The organism is Lacticaseibacillus porcinae (assembly GCF_003946305.1).
Lineage (GTDB): Bacteria > Bacillota > Bacilli > Lactobacillales > Lactobacillaceae > Lacticaseibacillus > Lacticaseibacillus porcinae.
The window spans coordinates 36,536-53,430 of the sequence record NZ_RHNS01000021.1; the positions used below are offsets into that span (position 1 = coordinate 36,536).

A 16,895-nucleotide genomic window follows, 5' to 3' on the forward strand; every position below is an offset into this window, starting at 1 on the left:
CCTGAATTTTTGCGATAATAATGGTGAGGTGAGGCATATGAAAAAGTTTTTGATCGGGTTGGTATTGTTTGTGGTGTTGGTGTTTGGCGGGTTGAAGCTGTATGAAATCACGTATTACGGCGGCGAATCGTATTACACCAAGATCACCACCACCGGCACCAAAATCGCCCCGCAAGATGATGCCGGCAGGGTGTATGTCGACTATCGCTACAACCAACCAGGCTACGACAAGCAAGGCCAGTCCCAAACCTTGGTGTTTAACGCCAACAAGTCGCGGCCATTGCGCGTTGGGGCATATTTGAAAGTGACCTACAATTTGAAAAAAGGTGTCACCGCTTGGGAAGCCGTCGAGAAATCTGATGTTCCTAAGTCTGCCATCCAAAAACTTGAGTAAAGCTGCCGATCGTTGGCGGCTTTTTTGCTACCACGAAATGCCGTGATACCAATATTCTCGCAATGTAATCGAACTGTCAAAAAACTTTTGGCCATTTTTCGCATATCTATTAAGTGAGGAGAAATAATATTATTTCTCCACCACCCAGACGCAAAGGAGGGCAAAACATGCGAAAATGGGGTATCGGAATTTGGTTACTCGTCGGTCTGATCGCTGCAGGTGCAGGACTACTCGGTACGTGGTATTTTCGTGATCGGATGCAAGTTGGCTGGTCGCAGTTGTTAGGCGTCGGGATCTCTGGAACGACCTTGGCATTCTTTGGTACGGTTCGCAAAGAAACGATGCGCTGGCAAGATAATCGCTTTCGACGTGCTGACAAGACAGGTGAAGGGCTGGATTACTACAACGACAAGATTCGCTTGTTGGTGATTGCCTTTATCACTAAATTTGACCGGATGATGGCGACTATCGAGCCTAGGTTGAGTGATGCATCGGATAAAGCCACGCAGCTTGAAAGAATTGCGCTCGACGTTGCGACGCAGTTAGGACTGGCAACTATTTTGCATCATGTGGATAGGCTGGCTTGGATGATGGCGCAAAAAGGCTATGTCGATAATGATGAAATTACGGCAGCAGTCGGATCGGAAATTTCACGTCTCTTGGTTTCAGACAAATATGCTGTTGTTATCAATGTGATGCTAAAAACCTCGAGTTTGAACCATATCAAGATACTAATTTTGCAATTGAAAGGGGAAAATTTGAAATGATCAATAAAAATGATTCAGAAGCAGAATTGAAGGCTTTTTGGCCAGACTTTGAAGATTATCTCAAGTTACCGGTTGCTGAACAAGATGCCATTACGTTGAACCATCTTAATGAACAGCGTGCTTTAATTGGTGGCCCGCCGCTGGATCACATTCCGACTGATCAAGAGCTCAAAGCAGAACAAGCTGAACGTGATGCAGAATATCAAAAGCAGTACCATTCTTGGTCGGCGCGCTGGAATCGCTTCTTAGATCGCATACTTGGTCCAGCTTAACGCCCAACTGCACGACAAATCAGCCGCCACCCCAACAGGGTAGCGGCTGATTTCAGATCTTGGTATACAACCCATGAAAGTCGTAGCTCATGTCCACGCCAAGATTTTGGAAATTGTTGGTGAACTGCCAAGTTCCGACGTTCTCAATGCCTGGCATCGACACATTCCAAGCGGCGATCCACATATTTTTGGCGATCAGTTGCGACGGCTTCAAGTAGCCGGCTTTCACCCAGCTGGCCATGGTGTAAAAGTCCACTTTCCCATAACCAGCAGCTTTCACCGTTGACAAGAACGTATTGGTCAAGCTGGTCAACGACGACTTTGGCAATTCTGCAGCTTCGACATCTGCGGCTAACACAGAGGTGCCATTCAACCCGACTGCTTTAGCGGCTTTGACGAAATATAAGGCTTCAGCTTTAGCTTGGGCAGCCGTTTGATAGCGGGCGAAGTGGTAGCCATGGGCGTGCATCCCCGCTTTCCACGCGGCTTGGATCTGGGCTTTGGCTTTGGGATTGGTGTAAGTGGTGCCTTCAGTTAATTTTACGATCACGGCTTTGACGCCTTTTTGCGCCAAAGAGTTGAAAAAGCTTTGGGTGTCGGGATTCCAGCTAGAAACATCAGCGACTAATGGTGTCGACATGAGTGAGGACCTCCTTGATGGCTGCAGTGAGCGTGTCCATGGCTTGAGTCATTGACTCTAAGCGCTTATCGATTTTGGTCAGCAAGATCACGGCGATCAACCCACCGATGGCTTGATCGAGCATGCTGTTGATCAGTTGATCCATAATGATCACTTCCTTTTACTTACCCCTAAACCCTCACCAATAATGGCTGCGACCCCCCGCAACTTTAAAGGGTATAGGTGGTTTTAACGGTTTGGGTGACGTCTGCTTGAACGGGATTAACGTACAATGGGGCGCCGTCTGCGTCGACAAAGCCACCAAGTCCTGGCAATTGTTGCAAGGCTTCTAAAGCTTTGACCTCAGTGATCGGGTTTTTCAACCCGCTGATCTTGAACGTCTTTTTGGTGTTTTGGTGATTGGTGTAAATCAGCGAAATGACATAGTTATTCATGACCTGCTACCTCCTAGTTCCCGATTTCGATTTCATCGACGCGGGTTAACGTTGGCTTTTGCAAATCTTCTTGGTCAAAGCTGTTGACCAAGTTCGCCAAGCCCACGATCGTCGCATCGGTGATCTGCGGGTCGATACTTTTAAGCGTCCGTAACTTCAACTTGGCGTCGGCATCTTTAACGCTGATGCCGACTGTATATGATTTATTGATCCGTGCCATGATATGACCTCCCAGTAATTTGTTTTGTCTGGCCAGACACTACCTAAATGGCAGACGATTGCAGTTTGTCAATCGCGACAAACAAACTTTTTGAATCTTGCACAAAAAAACGTTTCCAGCTGGCTATACTACAAGTATGGTGTCATTGATCTATGGACACCTAGGCCGTTGGGTGACGGTCGCTGATAGGACGGGTTCCTTTCACACGGGCTCGTGGTTGCTCTCCCCAGTAATCGCGAGTCTATTTTTATCGGGCGAAACGCTGTCGTGACGCCCATCTGGGGAAGTTGTCGCAATGGGAAGGTATATTGTGGGGTGAAATTTGATGAACAATCGTCAAGGCGCAAAGAAAATGTACAAAACGCATCGCGGGTGGCTGGTCGCAGGGCTTGCGGCGGCGATGTTGGTGGTACCGGCGTTGATCGGGAGTCAAACGGTGTCGGCTGCGGATGGGGATCCGACAGCTGAAGTTGTCGCAGCGGCAGATCCAACGGCTGCGCAAGCGGATCTAAATGCGGCGGTGCAAGGCATCATCGACGCGGTAAATGGGGCGGATCTGTCGACGCCAGCAGGGTTTGAAGCAGCACAAGCAGCAGTTGGTCAACAAAGTGCGGCAATGCAAGCCGCCACCACTGCGGGAGCAGAGATGTCGGCAGTGCCAGCAGAGTTAGTCGCGCAAATGCAAGCAGCATTAGGAAAGTTAGCAGACGCCCAGAAACAATCCATTTTGCAAGCACGGTTGAATACTGCTGTGCAAACCATCGTTGATGCCGTGAACAACAACGACTTATTGACAAGTGAAGGGTATAACGCAGCCAGTGCCGTTGCCCAACAACAAAGCGTGGCGATGCAAGAAGCCGTCGATGCCGGTGCGAAAATTGAAGACCTTTCACCAGAGCTGCAAACGGCATTGAAAGCGGCGTTGCAGAAGCTCAGCGACGTCCAGAAACAATCTGTTTTGCAAGATCGGTTGAATCAGGCAGTGCAAACCATCATCGATGGGGTGAACAACAACGACTTATCGACAAGTGCTGGGTATAACGCTGCGAGTGCAATTGCCCAACAACAAAACACCGCAATGGCGGAAGCAGTTGCTGCTGGGGCCAAGTTAGCGGATATTCCTGCAAACTTACAAACCGAATTGAAAGCTGCATTGCAGAAACTTAGCGACATTCAAAAACCAATGATCGCTCAAGAACGCATGAACGCTACAGCGCAAGCAATGGTCGATGCGGTGAATAACGCAGACCTCACGACACCTGAAGGCTATCAAGCGGCCAGTGACGCGGTTTCACAGCAAGAACAAGCCATGGCAGACGCCCAAGCTGCCGGGGCCACCACCGAGGCGATCCCACCAGATGTTTATGCAAGTTTGGAAAGTGCATTGGCAAAGCTGAAGGCCGCACAACCAAAAGCATCAGTGACTGTACATTATCAAGATGCCACGGGTAAAGACTTGAAGCCAGCGACGACGCTGAAAGACATCGGTTTGCCTGGTAACACTGTGGATATAAGTGCACAAGACATCGACACTGAGGTTGACGGGTATCAACTGCAAAGTATTTTGCATCCGGTAGTTTTACAAGAAAATGGTACGGATGTTTATTTGGAATATATCGCTGAACCGCAAAGTGTGACCATGCACTTCCAAGATGCTGTCAGCGGCGCGCAGCTCAAAGCGCCGACCACATTTGAAAATGTTGGCGTGACTGGTGAGGTGGTGGACTTGAGTGTGCAAGGTTTAGACACCACAGTTGACGGGTATGCCTTGCAAAGCACCTTGAATAATGCCTATATGTTGAAAGCTAATGGCAATGACATTACGTTGTTGTATCTCGCAGAACCACAGTCAGTGACCATTCACTTCGCTGATGCGACGACTGGCAAGGAACTCAAGGCGCCAACCACATTGTCAAACGTTGGGCTGACAGGTGAATCGGTGGACCTTTCGACGAAGGATATCGATCCCGATATTGAAGGTTATGTCTTGTTTAGTACCTTGAATCCGGCATACACCTTGAAACCAAGTGGCAATGACATCACTTTGTTGTATCTGGCAGAACCTCAATCGCTCACCATTCACTTCGCTGATGCGATCACTGGCAAGGAGCTCAAGGACTCCACCACTTTGGCAAACGTCGGGTTGACTGGTGAAAATGTTGACTTGACCACCAAGAATATCGACACCTCGATCAACGGCTATGCCATGCAAAGCATCTTGAACCCTGCCTACACCTTGAAGGCAAGTGGCAATGATCTCACGCTAATGTATCTTCCAGAATCGCAATCAGTGACCATCCATTACCAAGACGTGATGACTGGCAAAGAGATCAAAGCTGCGACCACCTTGCCGAATATTGGGTTGACAGGGGAAATTGTGGACCTAACCGCTCAAGGATTAGACACCACCATTAACGGATATGACCTGCAAACTGACCTGAGCGAGGCGTACACGTTAATGGCTGAAAACAACGAGATCACGTTGCTGTATAACGCTTTGCCACAATCGATCACGATTCGTTACCAAGACGCGGTGACTGGTAAGGCAATCAGGCCTGACGCCACGCTGAGAGAAGTCGGTACCACCGGACAAATTGTCGATTTGACCACCAGAAATATCGGTACCGAAGTTACTGGCTACGCGTTACAAAGTATTTTGAATGACGCCTATACGTTAAAAGCTGGCGACAATACGATTACCTTGCTGTACTTGGGCTTGCCGACAACAATGACGATTTACTATCTGGACGGAACCACTGGGCAGGAACTTAAAACACCAAGTCCATTGGGCAATGTCGGCATCACCGGTGAAACGATCGATTTGAACAGCTTAGGTCTGGATACTGCAGTTGCTGGCTACCATTTGCAAAATGCATTGGATACCGCTTATGTGCTGATGCCATCAGGGAATGCGGTCATGTTGAATTATGTCGGCGATCCGCAGACTTTAGTGGTTCATTTCGTGGTCGCTGGAACTGATACGAAGCTGGTTGATGATCAAATCATCGAGAATTTCGCAGTGACTGGTACCATGCTTCACCTGACTGATGTTGGCATTCATACCGATATTCAAGGCTATGATTTGGCATCATTCATTGACGGGTCATATACCGTTATGGCAGGGGTCAATGACGTTACCTTGGAATATCGCGGACAATCCCAGAAGTTGATCGTGCACTTTGTCGTCGCAGGCAGTGAAATGCCACTGATCGCTGATCAAATTTTTGAAAAATTTGGCGCGACAGGGGATGTGGTCGACCTCACAACAATTGGGATCGATTCAGTTGACGGCTTCACGATGCTGACGAAGTTGCCGACGGACTTCATGGTGGTGGCAGGGGATAATGAAATCACGTTGGAATTCGCCAAAGATCCTGACCCAACGCCAAACCCTGGCAAACCGACACCGACACCGACGCCAACGACTGATAACCCTGGTAATCCAACACCGTCGACTGACCAGCAACACCACGGTGACAAACACGGTGATCACCACACCAAGATAAACACGCAAGCGACGTTACCGCAAAACGGCGATAGCACCAATTCAGCGGCGACTGTTGCTGGACTAGGTATCATCACTGCGTTACTCACCTTGATGGGCATCGACCTGAAGAAACGTCACGTCTAGTCAAAATAGGAGCAAAGACAAAGCGGCCTCACACTACCAGATGTGAGGCCGCTTTTCATATACAGTCGAAACAAAAAGCCCGTCGATGTCTCGACGGACTTCCCACAACGCCGCTTACTTAGCAGCTTTGTCGTCTTTATCTTTCTTACCATAGTACCCGTAGTTGCCATAATAACCGTAGTAACCATAGTAACCAGTGGCTTCTTGCGGCACGCGGTTTTGCACAACGCCGATGATGTTGGCATCGACTTGTTCGAGCAAGCCTTTGCCGGCAATGACGGCGCCTTTTTGGGCAATCCCAAATGGCACGACCAGCACCGTTGCGTCGACTTTGGAGGCTAAGATCTGCGCGTCAGTCACAGAACCCAACGGTGGGACATCGAAGATCACCATGTCGAAGTTCTTGGACAATGTGTTGATCAACCGCTCCATCCGCTTGGAACTCAACAATTCAGAAGGGTTCGGCGGCACTGGACCAGTTGGCAGCACGCTGAGATGTTCCACTGAAGTCGGCACAATGTATTCGCCGAGGTCTAAGTCTTCTTTGCTCGTCAGCAAGTTGACCAACCCACGTTCATTCAACAATGAGAAGGTCGCATGCACAGTCGGGCGGCGCGTATCAGCGTCGACTAACAAGGTCCGCAAGCCTTGGTTAGCAAACGTCACGGCAACGTTCGCAGAAATCGTGGATTTCCCTTCGGCAGGGCCGCTAGAGGTGAAGACCAACGTTTTGATCTGTTGATCGGCGTTGGAGTATTGAATGTTCGTCCGCAACGTCCGGAATTGTTCAGAGATGTGAGACTTTGGCGCATAAGCGGTGATCAAGCCGACGCCTTTGTGCATCGACAAGTCTTCAAGCTTTTTTTGACGCTTTTTACCGAATCCAAACATTAGCGCACACCTCCAGTCCGAGTGCGACGGGCATTGGCGCTATGCGCGGAATGCGTCTGGCCAAACTTCATGTCGTGATCGTCGATGTTAAAAATCGTCCCAAGCATTGGCAACCCCAACGTTTCGGTGATGAATTCTGGGGACTTGACCGTTTTGTCAGTGAGTTCGCGAATGAACGCGAGCAAAATGCCAAACACTAAGCCTGCCAACAAGCCGACTGCCATGTTGATGGTTTTGCGTGGGGATACCGCCTTCGTTTGCAACTTGGCGTTAGAAATGATCGACACGTTCTTGGCGTTGGACATGATCTTGGTGACTTTCTTTTGGAACACGCGAGTCACTGCGTTGGCAATGTCTTGGGCCACATAAGGACTCTTCGCGCGCGCCGTCACGTTAACCACTTGAGAATTCGTGTTGTTAGAGATCGTCAGTGCTGCTTTCAAGTCGCCGGCAGTGCCGTTGAATTGACCGGCTTCGCGTAAGTCGCTAGCCGCTTGGTCCAAAATAACCGGTTCAGTAATGATATCTTTATATGTATTGATCATTTGCAAGTCGGTTTGCACCGCGTTGTATTGCATCGCTGGACTGGTGTTTTCCTTCTGGTTGACTAAGATCAACGCACTGGAATCGTACATTGGCGTCATGACAAAATAAGTGACCCCAGCGGCAACTAACAACCCCGCGATGGCAAAAAAGATGATCATGATAATATGTTTCCTCAGCGTCTGGAACACCTGGCCGAGGCTGATTACGTCGTCCTCCATGGGGACCTCCTAAGAATATGTGTGCGTGTGTATGTTAAAACTATTCAATTCTACCATATTTCCTACCACATACTACCCATGAGTGGAATATATTTGCATGACTTATGGAGGGATTTTGAAACATTTCACGGCAGATTGTGGGAATTTAATGATGGGGGATGGTTGCGTTGGCAGGCGTTGGAGAAGTGGGTGGTGCGCGGGGGTGTCATTGAATGCGGGATTCAATGACATGTAAGCGATGACGAATTTGTCTGTAAATATATTTTTGAATGCGCTGATCATCTAGGCGATCAGTTCGGGGTGATTCACAATAATCCTGTATTAATAATTATATAGGAGGCAACACCATGGAACTACGTCGAGGATCGCAATTGATCACCGTTCCCAAGCACCCGAAGTTATTAGTCGAGTTCAACTTTCATCAAATCGCCTTTGTGATGGGACTTTCGCATCCAAAGTTTCAAGCGCTTTGTGTCACCAATGCGGGCGAATATTTCTACAGTGAGCAAACCCCAGAAGCGTTGTGTCGGAATTTAGAAGCGCGGTGGCAAGATTATTATTTGAATACCAGACGTCAGTATAAAGAGACTTGGGAACAAGTCTATCATCATGCCCTTGAATCATGGGAGAACAAGCTTGGTCAACTCAAGAATCCATTGCGTGTTGCCAGTTGTGGTAAGCATAGTTTCTGGTCTGCAGATCCCGCGAATCCGTATGGCATTTGGTTTTTCACCCCTGGGTGCGAAGCCATTGAAATCGAACACGGCAAATTGCACTTTATGACGCATTCAGCTAATGATCAGGTGATCAGTTGGACGGCACAACCAAAAACCGGTGAAAAGCCACTCGTTTCACCGTTGCAGTTGAGTTTGTTAATGGATTACGTCTCACGCAAAGCCTTAATTGTGTATACATACGCCATTGCCAACCTTGGCAACAAGCTTGATGATCTAGATATTGAGTTACCGCCATTTCACCCCACGCCGGTCGCGCCTCAATTTCCGATCCGTAAATGGTTTTTTGATCAAGATATCGACGCGACTTACTCGTTTTTGATCGCACGCTCTGGTGGTGAAGGTGGTGCCGCGATTGAGGCGTTGGCCAATAAACAAGAGGAGAAAGACAAAGCGCAGGAGAAGCGGGCAGAAAAGGCAAAGCAGAAAGAAATCATCGCAAAACTGAAACAAATGTCTCAAAAAAACAAAAATAAATAAAGTTAAGGAATCATCTAAAGACTGAAATGCTGTTAAACCGGCTTTTCAGTCTTTATTTTTGGATTAAATTGAGAACTTATCAGGCGAGAAACGCCGTGAAATAGGCGTCAGGTCATTTACTTGGCGTCCCATCCATCCCCGCGTTATCCTGACCGCATCAAAGCTTGCAAGGGGGAATTGCAATGGGAGTTGGCTTTGAGTTATTAGCGAAGAACATGAAGATCTTGTATAAAGCCTTAGCGCGGGCGCATATCAGGCAAGGCGACGCAGACTATGATGATTGGTTGAGCTTTTCACGATTGCAGTATGTCTACCACTATGAAAAGCGCGGTGAGTTGTCTGATGTCGCGTTCAACCGCGGTGTTGGGAGGTTGATCTATTTGGATATTGAAAAGCAACGTGGCTCGATCGTGAAAGATTTACAGCGCGCCAGTCGCGTGAATGCACAAGTTGAATCTATTGTTGGTGTGGACATTACAGAAATGGAGGTGCGTGAGATGATCACTGAAGCGTTAGGATCGATGACTGAATTGCAGCGACAGATCTTGGTGATGATGATCGATGGTGGTATGAAGCAAGTCGATATTGCCCGTGAACTTGGAATTTCACGGCAAGCGGTGCATGGGCAGGTGGTAAAGATTCGGGAAATCATGACGAAGGTGCTGGGACAAACGTAGGAGCTGAGCGCATATTGTGCTTGTTTTAGTAGAAGGAGTTGATGTGCATGAACAATGTTGACGATCTTGTCGAGCATTTGATTTATGAAGTGTTACTTCGAGCTGGAGTGTTGCCAACTGATCGCGCCGCCGGTGTGTTGCGACGGTACGTGGTGCAAGCCTATTTCCGTCAATTAGCCAAAGATCCAGACCTCAGTCGGCGTGAGTTATTGATTGTGCTTACCGAGGCCGCCACGGCAGTTCACCTGCATGTCGGTCTAGCAAGCAGGCAACACGAAGGCGCTCAAGTTAGACGTGATTTAGCAATCTGGACACATTTGACACAAAATGAGCGCGATGTGTTGTATCTTTTGCAAGCGGTCGGTTTATCGGCACCACAAATTCTTGAAAAACTGGGTGCTAGCGGCGACTGGGTCGAAGTCACGATTTCTAAGTTGGAAAGCTTGTATGAACGACCATTGATGAAGGTTCAAAGTAGGGGGGCAAACAAATGAAACCAGAAGTGAAAGTTGATGATCAAGTCATCATTGAAGTCTTGGCGCAATTTGAAGTGAAGTGGGGCGATCCTGACTTCGATGAACTGTTGTTGTATGCGCGGTTGCGCTATTTGCATTATCAGCATCAAGCAGCGAGCAACGGTCTATCACCTACCGAGTTCGAGCGCTCAGTCCAGTTTGCATTGCTTTCAGATGTTTGGGAGTATCTGATCGTTAAACTTGGAACAACAGTTGAGCAACAGGCATCGCAAACGACAGAGATGGGTAAGCATTATCGTTTTGTGAAGGCCACCACGCTTGAAGAACAATCTTTTGTTGACCAATTGGTTCAAGGTCTCCCAAAGCGTGATCAAGCGATGATCGGATTATTCCGAGATGGCTTGTCGCAACGCGAAATCGCGGCGGTACTGGGGATGGGTCGTAGTGCTGTGATGGAGTATGCGACTGAGTTGAAACAGATCTACGCGCGGGTGAAAGGTGAATAATGGGGATGAAGCTCTGGGGCGAATCACTCTGGAGCTTCTTTCTTTGACTGGACAGGAAATTGTTGTGGAGAAAGTTTTAAAGCTCAAATAAAGGGATAAAAGTTTGAACACACAACGGCACAAAAATGGACACATTATGTCATAAGCACAGCGTACAATTGATAAACAGGCGGTTTGAATCATCAAAAATGGCATGACCGAGTATTAAAAACATTTATTCATATGATGAAAGTAGAATATATTTTGCGTATTTGCAACTGATGAATAGTTAATCTTGGCATGGAATAACATTACAAGATTGTATCAAGAAATATTAACCGCTTGCAGTCGTTGTACTTGCAATAAAGTACGGTATACTAATTGATAGACTGCCTTATTAAGTAGTAAGCCAGCCTTAGCTTTTTTATGCCAAGTTTGAGGATCTTTGTTCACGCATCCAAGAAGTGTTGACTTTCACGCAGTAGAATCCAGTATCCAGATAGACATTTCTGAAAGATAATGTACAGTGCCAGATGGTTGAGGATTAGATAAGAATGCTGAGAAGCGATACGATATTTTTAAAATGAAGTGAGGAAACTATAGTGGTTCAAGTATCTATTATCACCCCTGTATACAACGTTGAAGAATATTTACCGAAATGCATAGAGAGTATTCTCGCGCAAACGTTCCGTGATTTTGAATTGATTATTGTTGATGATGGTTCACCTGATAAGAGTGGGTCCATTGCAGATGGTTATGCTAAAACTGATTCACGTATTCGAGTTATTCACAAGCAAAATGGCGGTGCACCAAGTGCCAGAAATACAGGGATTGATGTGGCACGCGGAAAATACTTATATTTTCCGGATTCTGATGATTGGATTGACTCTAATTATATCCAGACAATGTACGACTATTCTGAGTTGACACAGGCAGAATTAGTTATGTCTGGGTTTACAATGAAGTATGTCGAAGCCGGAACGGCATTTTCATACCATGTTTCTGAACCTGCAGCTGATTTCGAAAACAATGATGCTGTGAAGCTACACATGCATACATACTTTGATAATACGATGTTGGCAGTTCCGTGGAATAAATTTTATCTAAACAGCTACATTCAAGATAATCATTTACGTTTTCCTGACGTTAAATGGGATGATTTGCACTTTAATGTGGAAGTCTTAATGAATATTAAACACGTTGCTGTATGTAATACATTTGGATATCATTTTTTTAGGTCACGTCCAGGATCTGAGACAACGACGGTGTTTGACGGGCAGCTGTTCAAAAAGAGAAAAGAACAGTTTACGCATATTTTAAGACTTTACGAGCATTGGAATATCACTGATTCCAATATTTTAAGTAACATTTACGGATATTATGCCGGACGATTAATCGAATGTGTACAAAATGTCAGTACGTCCAATGCGCCAGATAAGATTAATCTGGTTCGAGAAATATTGAATGACCCCCTCACTATCCAGGCTATGCATGATGGGCAGTTAAAGTCGTCGGTACTTTCAATACTATCTATTCCAATAAAACAACGTTGGGTCGGATGCAGCATCATGATGGGTAAGACAATTGGATTTGTGAAGACGCATATGTCACGTACCTTTTATCAAATGAAATCAACTATTGTGAACCGCGCTATCAAAGAAAACTAACAGAAAAGGTGTTTATTTCTATGAGTATTCGGAGTAAGCTGCACTTAAAATTAGATAATTTTGAGTCTTGTACCCCAGAGAAGTTAATAGGTAAGGCAGATAATTTTGAATATGTTTCGTTTGATATATTTGATACTTTACTAAAACGGGATGTTCCAATTCCAACGGATTTATTTGTGTTGATGCAAGAAAAGAATCATATAGAGAATTTTGCGAAACGACGCATTAATGCAGAGGCGCGCGCTAGACAACTATCACCATCTGGAGAAGTGAATCTTGAGGATATTTATGCCCAATTTGATGACACTGATGGGCAACAGAAGCTTGAGCTGATTTCGGCTGAAAAGGAACTGGAAGTTGAAGTTGCCATCGCAAATCCCGAGATGGCCTCATTCTATGACTATTGCAAGAATAATAAAAAAATAGTGCTGATTTCCGACATGTATCTCGATCGAGAGACTATCACTCGGCTCTTGACCAAATGTGGTATATCTGGTTTCCAACGATTATACATTTCAAATGAATTGAATTTGAGTAAGGCAGAAGGTGCCTTATTTGATTACGTGGTCAGGAATCTGAAGATTAATAGGAATGATATCCTACACATCGGGAATTCATTTCGTGCTGATTTTGTGTCTGCACGTAAACACGGAATCTCTTCAGTCAAGATCCGAACTTATTACAATTTAAAGCTACACGAATATTATAAACCCACGGATACGAAGTCAGCTGACGCTACTAATTTTCTTGAAGCGTTTCTTAATAATCATACACTTAGTTCTAATGATTATTTTTCTCAGTTTGGGTATGAGGCTTTTGGACCATTGCTATACGGATTTAGTATGTGGTTAGCGGACCAATTGAGAAAGGATAATGTCAAACAGGTCTTTTTTTTAGCGCGTGATGGTTACATTATGAAACGCGCTTTTGAATGCCTAGGATTCGATAAAGACTTTGAAGTTTGCTATTTTGAAGCGTCACGGAGGAGCCTAAGAATACCGGCATATCATCGAGACATGAGCCTAGATGACATTCTGGGCGAGTTGACGGTACCCAACATGACGAATATTTCGCAAATTTTCGATAGTCTGGGCCTTGATGTTACCGAGTACCTCGAGGAAATTCAGAGGCTCGGTTTTGATCAGGCCACATATCTGAAGCGCGATTCTCTGAGTACGAATAAAATGTTTTTAAAATTACTTCAGCATGTATATACGGATGTGATGATCAACGCTGATGCCGAACGTGCAGATTTAATTGGTTACTTAAATCAACATGATTTTAATAAAAAAACTGCGTTAGTAGATATTGGGTGGGGTGGTTCAATGCAGAAATACCTTTTAGAAACCCTCCAAGCAAATCATTTTGATGCGAATATCGTGGGGTATTATGTAGGTCTCACTGCAAAAGCAAAATCGAATCTAGGAAAATACGATTATTCAGCAAGGGGGTATGTGTTTGACAACCTTCATCATTCGGGTAAAGATTTAGAACGCCCATTCGTGGGATTATTCGAAACATTATTTTTAGAACAATCTGGATCGGTGAAACGCTATATTCAAAGCGATCAGAATTTCGTAGCATTACGCTATCCCTACGAATATTCAGTTGATGATGAACCAACACCTGAGGCGGTTCACGTAGGGGAACTACAGGAACGAGCTCTTGAGTTTATAGAAGATTTCTCGAACTCGCCTCTTCGTGAATTTGTTGGGAAAGATTCAATCACGATGTTTAATAATTTGCAAGTAATTGGAGTAAATCCAAGTATGAAAGATGTTAATGCTTTTGGGGATTTTCAATTCTTCAACAATAGTCAGAAAGTTTATCTTGCGAAACCTAGTCACTACATCACTTATTTAGTTCATCCGCATCGTTTAGTTCACGATTTGTTCGATTCGCAGTGGAAGACTGGGTTCTTAAAACGGCTCTTACGTCTGAATATTCCTTATCAAAGACTCTTCGACGTTTTACGTCGTGCAAGTAACTAAGAGGTGTTTTTATGATCCAGTTAGTTGTGCTGATGGTTACGGCCATGCTCATAGTTACAGTTTTTATTTTTCATCGAGATGTGGCTGCACCCGCATTTTTACTAGTAGTTACAATTTGGATTTCAATGGTGTTTAACTGGGCTTTCAATACCACCTATCAGTTCTCAAACATTGAATTTGCAAAAGTCCTCGGTGTTGGTGTGGGAGCTTTCGTACTTGCTGCATATCTCACTGCATTAATAGACTCTCGGGGTAGACGTCCATCGATTTACCCATTAAAAGCCATTAGTATCCCATCAATGCAACTTATCGTTTATCTCGTATTTCAGTTGCTACTTTTTGGGATGATTTTACTCATGATTCATCGTACCACGGGGGGATCACTTGGCCTGTCGTCTTTGTCGAAGACCGTTGGCGCATACTATGAGCTTGCTCGGACTGGAAGTAAGGCTGGCTCATCAATTGTAAGTATTGGGCAGATTTTAAACTTTTCGGGAATTTATTATTTACTATTTGTGTATGCAAATAACAAATTACACGGAATGCATAATTCCAGGCTATTAATTTTCAATATTCTTATTGGGGTTGCTGGTTCACTGTTAACTGGTACAAAGACTACTTTCTTTATGTATATCATTACTGTCTTCATTTACTTTACTGTGATTCGAAGTAAGTTATTTGGTTGGAAGAAGTCCATCAACATTCGCGCTGTCTTTATCGCTGGTTTTTTGTTCATCTTGTTGGTTTTTCTTTTTAACTTTTTAAATGAATTTCAAGGACGAACTTTACAGGACATGAATTCCTTCGAAGTCTTATCAAGTTACTTGGGCGCGCCTATGAAGAATCTTGAGTTATTTCTTGGAGAAGGACATCTTCACCAGAATTTGTTTGGTGCACAGACGTTTTCTAGTACATATTCTCGAGTATACGATTTCACTAAGAATTCATATTTTCAAGTTGCTAGTTACTATCAGTACAGATGGTGGAATGGAGTAGGTTTGGGTAATGTCTATACACTGTTCATGCCCCTATACGCCGATTTCGGTCTAGCTGGCGTTGGTGGTATGATGGCATTTCTTGGGATGTTTTGTCAGGCAATCTATGATCATATAAAATTTACAAGTTCACCGAGAGTGACGTACTTTATCATGTTTTATGGATATCTGGCATTTTCAATTATGTTTTCTTTCTTTTCTAACAAGTTTTTTGAGTCGATTTTCAGCATGGAGGGTATTTACTTCATTGTTGGCATTGGAGTGTTCGATTTGTATTTCCGAAGACTATCTTTTCGTACCACTCAGCATATTCAATCACTTAGATGATTACTCTCGAGGATAAAGATGAGGAACGAAATCAGTGTTATCATGCCGACGTACAATTCCGAAAAATGGATTGCCCGCTCGGTGGAATGTATTATACGACAGTCCTATAAAAAATTTGAATTAATTATTGTTGACGATGGTTCGACTGACACTACTCAAAATATTTGTCTTGCCCTTCAAGCTTCAGATAATCGAATTCATTACTTTAGAACTACAAACAGTGGTGCTGCAAGTGCCAGAAATTTTGGACTTGAGCATGCTACCGGTGAATATATATGTTTTGTCGATGCAGATGATGTTGTGTCAGAGCATTATCTTGAGTATCTCTTGAAAACAATAGAAGGTACAGATTTAGCAATTTGCAATTTCTCCATTGCCGATAATCAAAATGAAAGCCTCTTTGTTGGAGAGTTCACCCGCCACTGTGAACCACAACTCGATGTTTTTAAAGAGATGTTGCGTTTGGTCGATAACCCACAACAATCTTGCGAGGGGTACTTGTGGAACAAGATGTTCAAGCGACGTATTATTGATCTAGGTCAGATTAGATTTAAACAATTCCGTATGTGGGAAGATATGCTTTTCTGTTGTGAATACGTAGGTTTGATTCGTGAATCAATGCGTACACGTGCAACCTTGTATTCTTACACGATTAATAATAGTGACAGCGTAAGTTCAGGTTTGACAAACGTTGATTATCGGTCATGGTTAGATGCCGCTCAGTGTGTGCGTACTGAGGTAATCAGTGTCCAACCAGAAGTTTCTGGGGCTTTGGATGGTGTAATTGCAAATATTGCGATGATGTGCCTAATTTCTGCGATAGTCGAAAATACAGAAATTGAGTCGAGAACATTGATTCTGATTAAAAATGGTTTTGGTGGGTTAAGAAGGCAATATAAGCTGTATTATTTTCTTTATCGCCTCAATCGGTCAGTATTTACGAAGATTATCCAGATCTTTGAAAAAGAAAAATAGGTGGAGGAAACCATGCCAGAGCATTATGCTGATCCAAAGTTGAAGATTTTTGCCTTGAACTCAAACAAGCCGCTT

The 16,895-nt window shown here is 44.7% G+C and carries 18 protein-coding genes; 12 read left to right on the top strand and 6 right to left on the bottom strand.

What is annotated here, in order from left to right; all coding sequences use genetic code 11:
- The first annotated feature begins 37 nt into the window (after positions 1–37).
- The 3 genes from EKM92_RS12255 to EKM92_RS12265 all read left to right on the top strand — a co-directional run bounded on the left by EKM92_RS12255 (position 38) and on the right by EKM92_RS12265 (position 1,433).
- Positions 38–394 carry a YxeA family protein gene (locus tag EKM92_RS12255; RefSeq protein WP_125711213.1) on the top strand — a complete coding sequence of 119 codons (357 nt, stop codon included), beginning with the start codon at positions 38–40 and terminating at the stop codon, positions 392–394.
- Between the two features lie 167 nt (positions 395–561).
- Entirely contained in the window at positions 562–1,161 is a 600-nt protein-coding gene (locus EKM92_RS12260) for a hypothetical protein (RefSeq protein ID WP_125711215.1), read from the top strand.
- Positions 1,158–1,433 (top strand): hypothetical protein, encoded by a 276-nt coding sequence (locus tag EKM92_RS12265; protein WP_125711217.1) that lies wholly within the window; start codon positions 1,158–1,160, stop codon positions 1,431–1,433. The genes EKM92_RS12260 and EKM92_RS12265 overlap by 4 nt, the downstream gene beginning before the upstream one ends.
- 52 nt (positions 1,434–1,485) lie before the next feature.
- Here the strand turns inward: EKM92_RS12265 and EKM92_RS12270 are convergent, their stop codons facing one another.
- The 4 genes from EKM92_RS12270 to EKM92_RS12285 all read right to left on the bottom strand — a co-directional run bounded on the left by EKM92_RS12270 (position 1,486) and on the right by EKM92_RS12285 (position 2,727).
- The gene (locus EKM92_RS12270; protein ID WP_125711219.1) at positions 1,486–2,073 is read right to left on the bottom strand and encodes a GH25 family lysozyme; all 588 of its coding nucleotides are present in this window, start codon (positions 2,071–2,073) and stop codon (positions 1,486–1,488) included.
- On the bottom strand, positions 2,051–2,218 hold the full coding sequence (locus EKM92_RS13665; protein WP_191988956.1) for a YvrJ family protein: 168 nt from the start codon (positions 2,216–2,218) through the stop codon (positions 2,051–2,053). Before EKM92_RS13665 ends, EKM92_RS12270 begins: the two co-directional genes overlap by 23 nt.
- 64 nt (positions 2,219–2,282) lie before the next feature.
- Entirely contained in the window at positions 2,283–2,507 is a 225-nt protein-coding gene (locus EKM92_RS12280) for a DUF2922 family protein (RefSeq protein ID WP_125711221.1), read from the bottom strand.
- Between the two features lie 13 nt (positions 2,508–2,520).
- Positions 2,521–2,727 carry a hypothetical protein gene (locus EKM92_RS12285; protein ID WP_125711223.1) on the bottom strand — a complete coding sequence of 69 codons (207 nt, stop codon included), beginning with the start codon at positions 2,725–2,727 and terminating at the stop codon, positions 2,521–2,523.
- Between the two features lie 325 nt (positions 2,728–3,052).
- Between EKM92_RS12285 and EKM92_RS12290 the strand changes: the two genes are divergently transcribed.
- Positions 3,053–6,358 carry a MucBP domain-containing protein gene (locus EKM92_RS12290; protein WP_125711225.1) on the top strand — a complete coding sequence of 1,102 codons (3,306 nt, stop codon included), beginning with the start codon at positions 3,053–3,055 and terminating at the stop codon, positions 6,356–6,358.
- A gap of 114 nt (positions 6,359–6,472) precedes the next feature.
- Here the strand turns inward: EKM92_RS12290 and EKM92_RS12295 are convergent, their stop codons facing one another.
- Positions 6,473–7,249: a CpsD/CapB family tyrosine-protein kinase gene (locus tag EKM92_RS12295; protein ID WP_125711227.1), complete on the bottom strand. Its 777-nt coding sequence runs from the start codon at positions 7,247–7,249 to the stop codon at positions 6,473–6,475.
- Positions 7,249–8,013 (bottom strand): YveK family protein, encoded by a 765-nt coding sequence (locus EKM92_RS12300; protein WP_125711229.1) that lies wholly within the window; start codon positions 8,011–8,013, stop codon positions 7,249–7,251. The genes EKM92_RS12295 and EKM92_RS12300 overlap by 1 nt, the downstream gene beginning before the upstream one ends.
- Before the next feature lie 347 nt (positions 8,014–8,360).
- Here EKM92_RS12300 and EKM92_RS12305 point away from each other — a divergent pair, with 347 nt between their 5' ends.
- From EKM92_RS12305 to EKM92_RS12340, 8 genes are all read left to right on the top strand, one after another.
- A complete protein-coding gene (locus EKM92_RS12305; RefSeq protein ID WP_125711231.1) occupies positions 8,361–9,227 on the top strand; it encodes a hypothetical protein in 867 nt (288 codons plus the stop codon).
- A gap of 182 nt (positions 9,228–9,409) precedes the next feature.
- A complete protein-coding gene (locus tag EKM92_RS12310) occupies positions 9,410–9,904 on the top strand; it encodes a sigma factor-like helix-turn-helix DNA-binding protein (RefSeq protein WP_125711233.1) in 495 nt (164 codons plus the stop codon).
- Positions 9,905–9,951: 47 nt separating this feature from the next.
- On the top strand, positions 9,952–10,398 hold the full coding sequence (locus EKM92_RS12315; protein WP_125711235.1) for a hypothetical protein: 447 nt from the start codon (positions 9,952–9,954) through the stop codon (positions 10,396–10,398).
- Positions 10,395–10,886: an RNA polymerase sigma factor gene (locus tag EKM92_RS12320; protein WP_125711237.1), complete on the top strand. Its 492-nt coding sequence runs from the start codon at positions 10,395–10,397 to the stop codon at positions 10,884–10,886. Before EKM92_RS12315 ends, EKM92_RS12320 begins: the two co-directional genes overlap by 4 nt.
- Positions 10,887–11,467: 581 nt before the next feature.
- Positions 11,468–12,532 (top strand): glycosyltransferase family 2 protein, encoded by a 1,065-nt coding sequence (locus tag EKM92_RS12325; protein WP_164509998.1) that lies wholly within the window; start codon positions 11,468–11,470, stop codon positions 12,530–12,532.
- A 20-nt stretch (positions 12,533–12,552) separates the two neighbouring features.
- Complete coding sequence (locus tag EKM92_RS12330; RefSeq protein ID WP_125711241.1) at positions 12,553–14,523, top strand: HAD family hydrolase; 1,971 nt, start codon at positions 12,553–12,555, stop codon at positions 14,521–14,523.
- Positions 14,524–14,534: 11 nt separating this feature from the next.
- Entirely contained in the window at positions 14,535–15,845 is a 1,311-nt protein-coding gene (locus tag EKM92_RS12335) for an O-antigen polymerase (RefSeq protein WP_125711243.1), read from the top strand.
- Positions 15,846–15,863: 18 nt separating this feature from the next.
- Positions 15,864–16,820 carry a glycosyltransferase family 2 protein gene (locus EKM92_RS12340; protein ID WP_125711245.1) on the top strand — a complete coding sequence of 319 codons (957 nt, stop codon included), beginning with the start codon at positions 15,864–15,866 and terminating at the stop codon, positions 16,818–16,820.
- Positions 16,821–16,895 lie beyond the last annotated feature (75 nt).

Coding starts and splice junctions, on each gene's coding strand:
- EKM92_RS12255 (WP_125711213.1), top strand. CDS start 38: ATGAAAAAGTTTTTGATCGGGTTGGTATTGTTTGTGGTGTTGGTGTTT.
- EKM92_RS12260 (WP_125711215.1), top strand. CDS start 562: ATGCGAAAATGGGGTATCGGAATTTGGTTACTCGTCGGTCTGATCGCT.
- EKM92_RS12265 (WP_125711217.1), top strand. CDS start 1,158: ATGATCAATAAAAATGATTCAGAAGCAGAATTGAAGGCTTTTTGGCCA.
- EKM92_RS12270 (WP_125711219.1), bottom strand. CDS start 2,073: ATGTCGACACCATTAGTCGCTGATGTTTCTAGCTGGAATCCCGACACC.
- EKM92_RS13665 (WP_191988956.1), bottom strand. CDS start 2,218: ATGGATCAACTGATCAACAGCATGCTCGATCAAGCCATCGGTGGGTTG.
- EKM92_RS12280 (WP_125711221.1), bottom strand. CDS start 2,507: ATGAATAACTATGTCATTTCGCTGATTTACACCAATCACCAAAACACC.
- EKM92_RS12285 (WP_125711223.1), bottom strand. CDS start 2,727: ATGGCACGGATCAATAAATCATATACAGTCGGCATCAGCGTTAAAGAT.
- EKM92_RS12290 (WP_125711225.1), top strand. CDS start 3,053: ATGAACAATCGTCAAGGCGCAAAGAAAATGTACAAAACGCATCGCGGG.
- EKM92_RS12295 (WP_125711227.1), bottom strand. CDS start 7,249: ATGTTTGGATTCGGTAAAAAGCGTCAAAAAAAGCTTGAAGACTTGTCG.
- EKM92_RS12300 (WP_125711229.1), bottom strand. CDS start 8,013: ATGGAGGACGACGTAATCAGCCTCGGCCAGGTGTTCCAGACGCTGAGG.
- EKM92_RS12305 (WP_125711231.1), top strand. CDS start 8,361: ATGGAACTACGTCGAGGATCGCAATTGATCACCGTTCCCAAGCACCCG.
- EKM92_RS12310 (WP_125711233.1), top strand. CDS start 9,410: ATGGGAGTTGGCTTTGAGTTATTAGCGAAGAACATGAAGATCTTGTAT.
- EKM92_RS12315 (WP_125711235.1), top strand. CDS start 9,952: ATGAACAATGTTGACGATCTTGTCGAGCATTTGATTTATGAAGTGTTA.
- EKM92_RS12320 (WP_125711237.1), top strand. CDS start 10,395: ATGAAACCAGAAGTGAAAGTTGATGATCAAGTCATCATTGAAGTCTTG.
- EKM92_RS12330 (WP_125711241.1), top strand. CDS start 12,553: ATGAGTATTCGGAGTAAGCTGCACTTAAAATTAGATAATTTTGAGTCT.
- EKM92_RS12335 (WP_125711243.1), top strand. CDS start 14,535: ATGATCCAGTTAGTTGTGCTGATGGTTACGGCCATGCTCATAGTTACA.
- EKM92_RS12340 (WP_125711245.1), top strand. CDS start 15,864: ATGAGGAACGAAATCAGTGTTATCATGCCGACGTACAATTCCGAAAAA.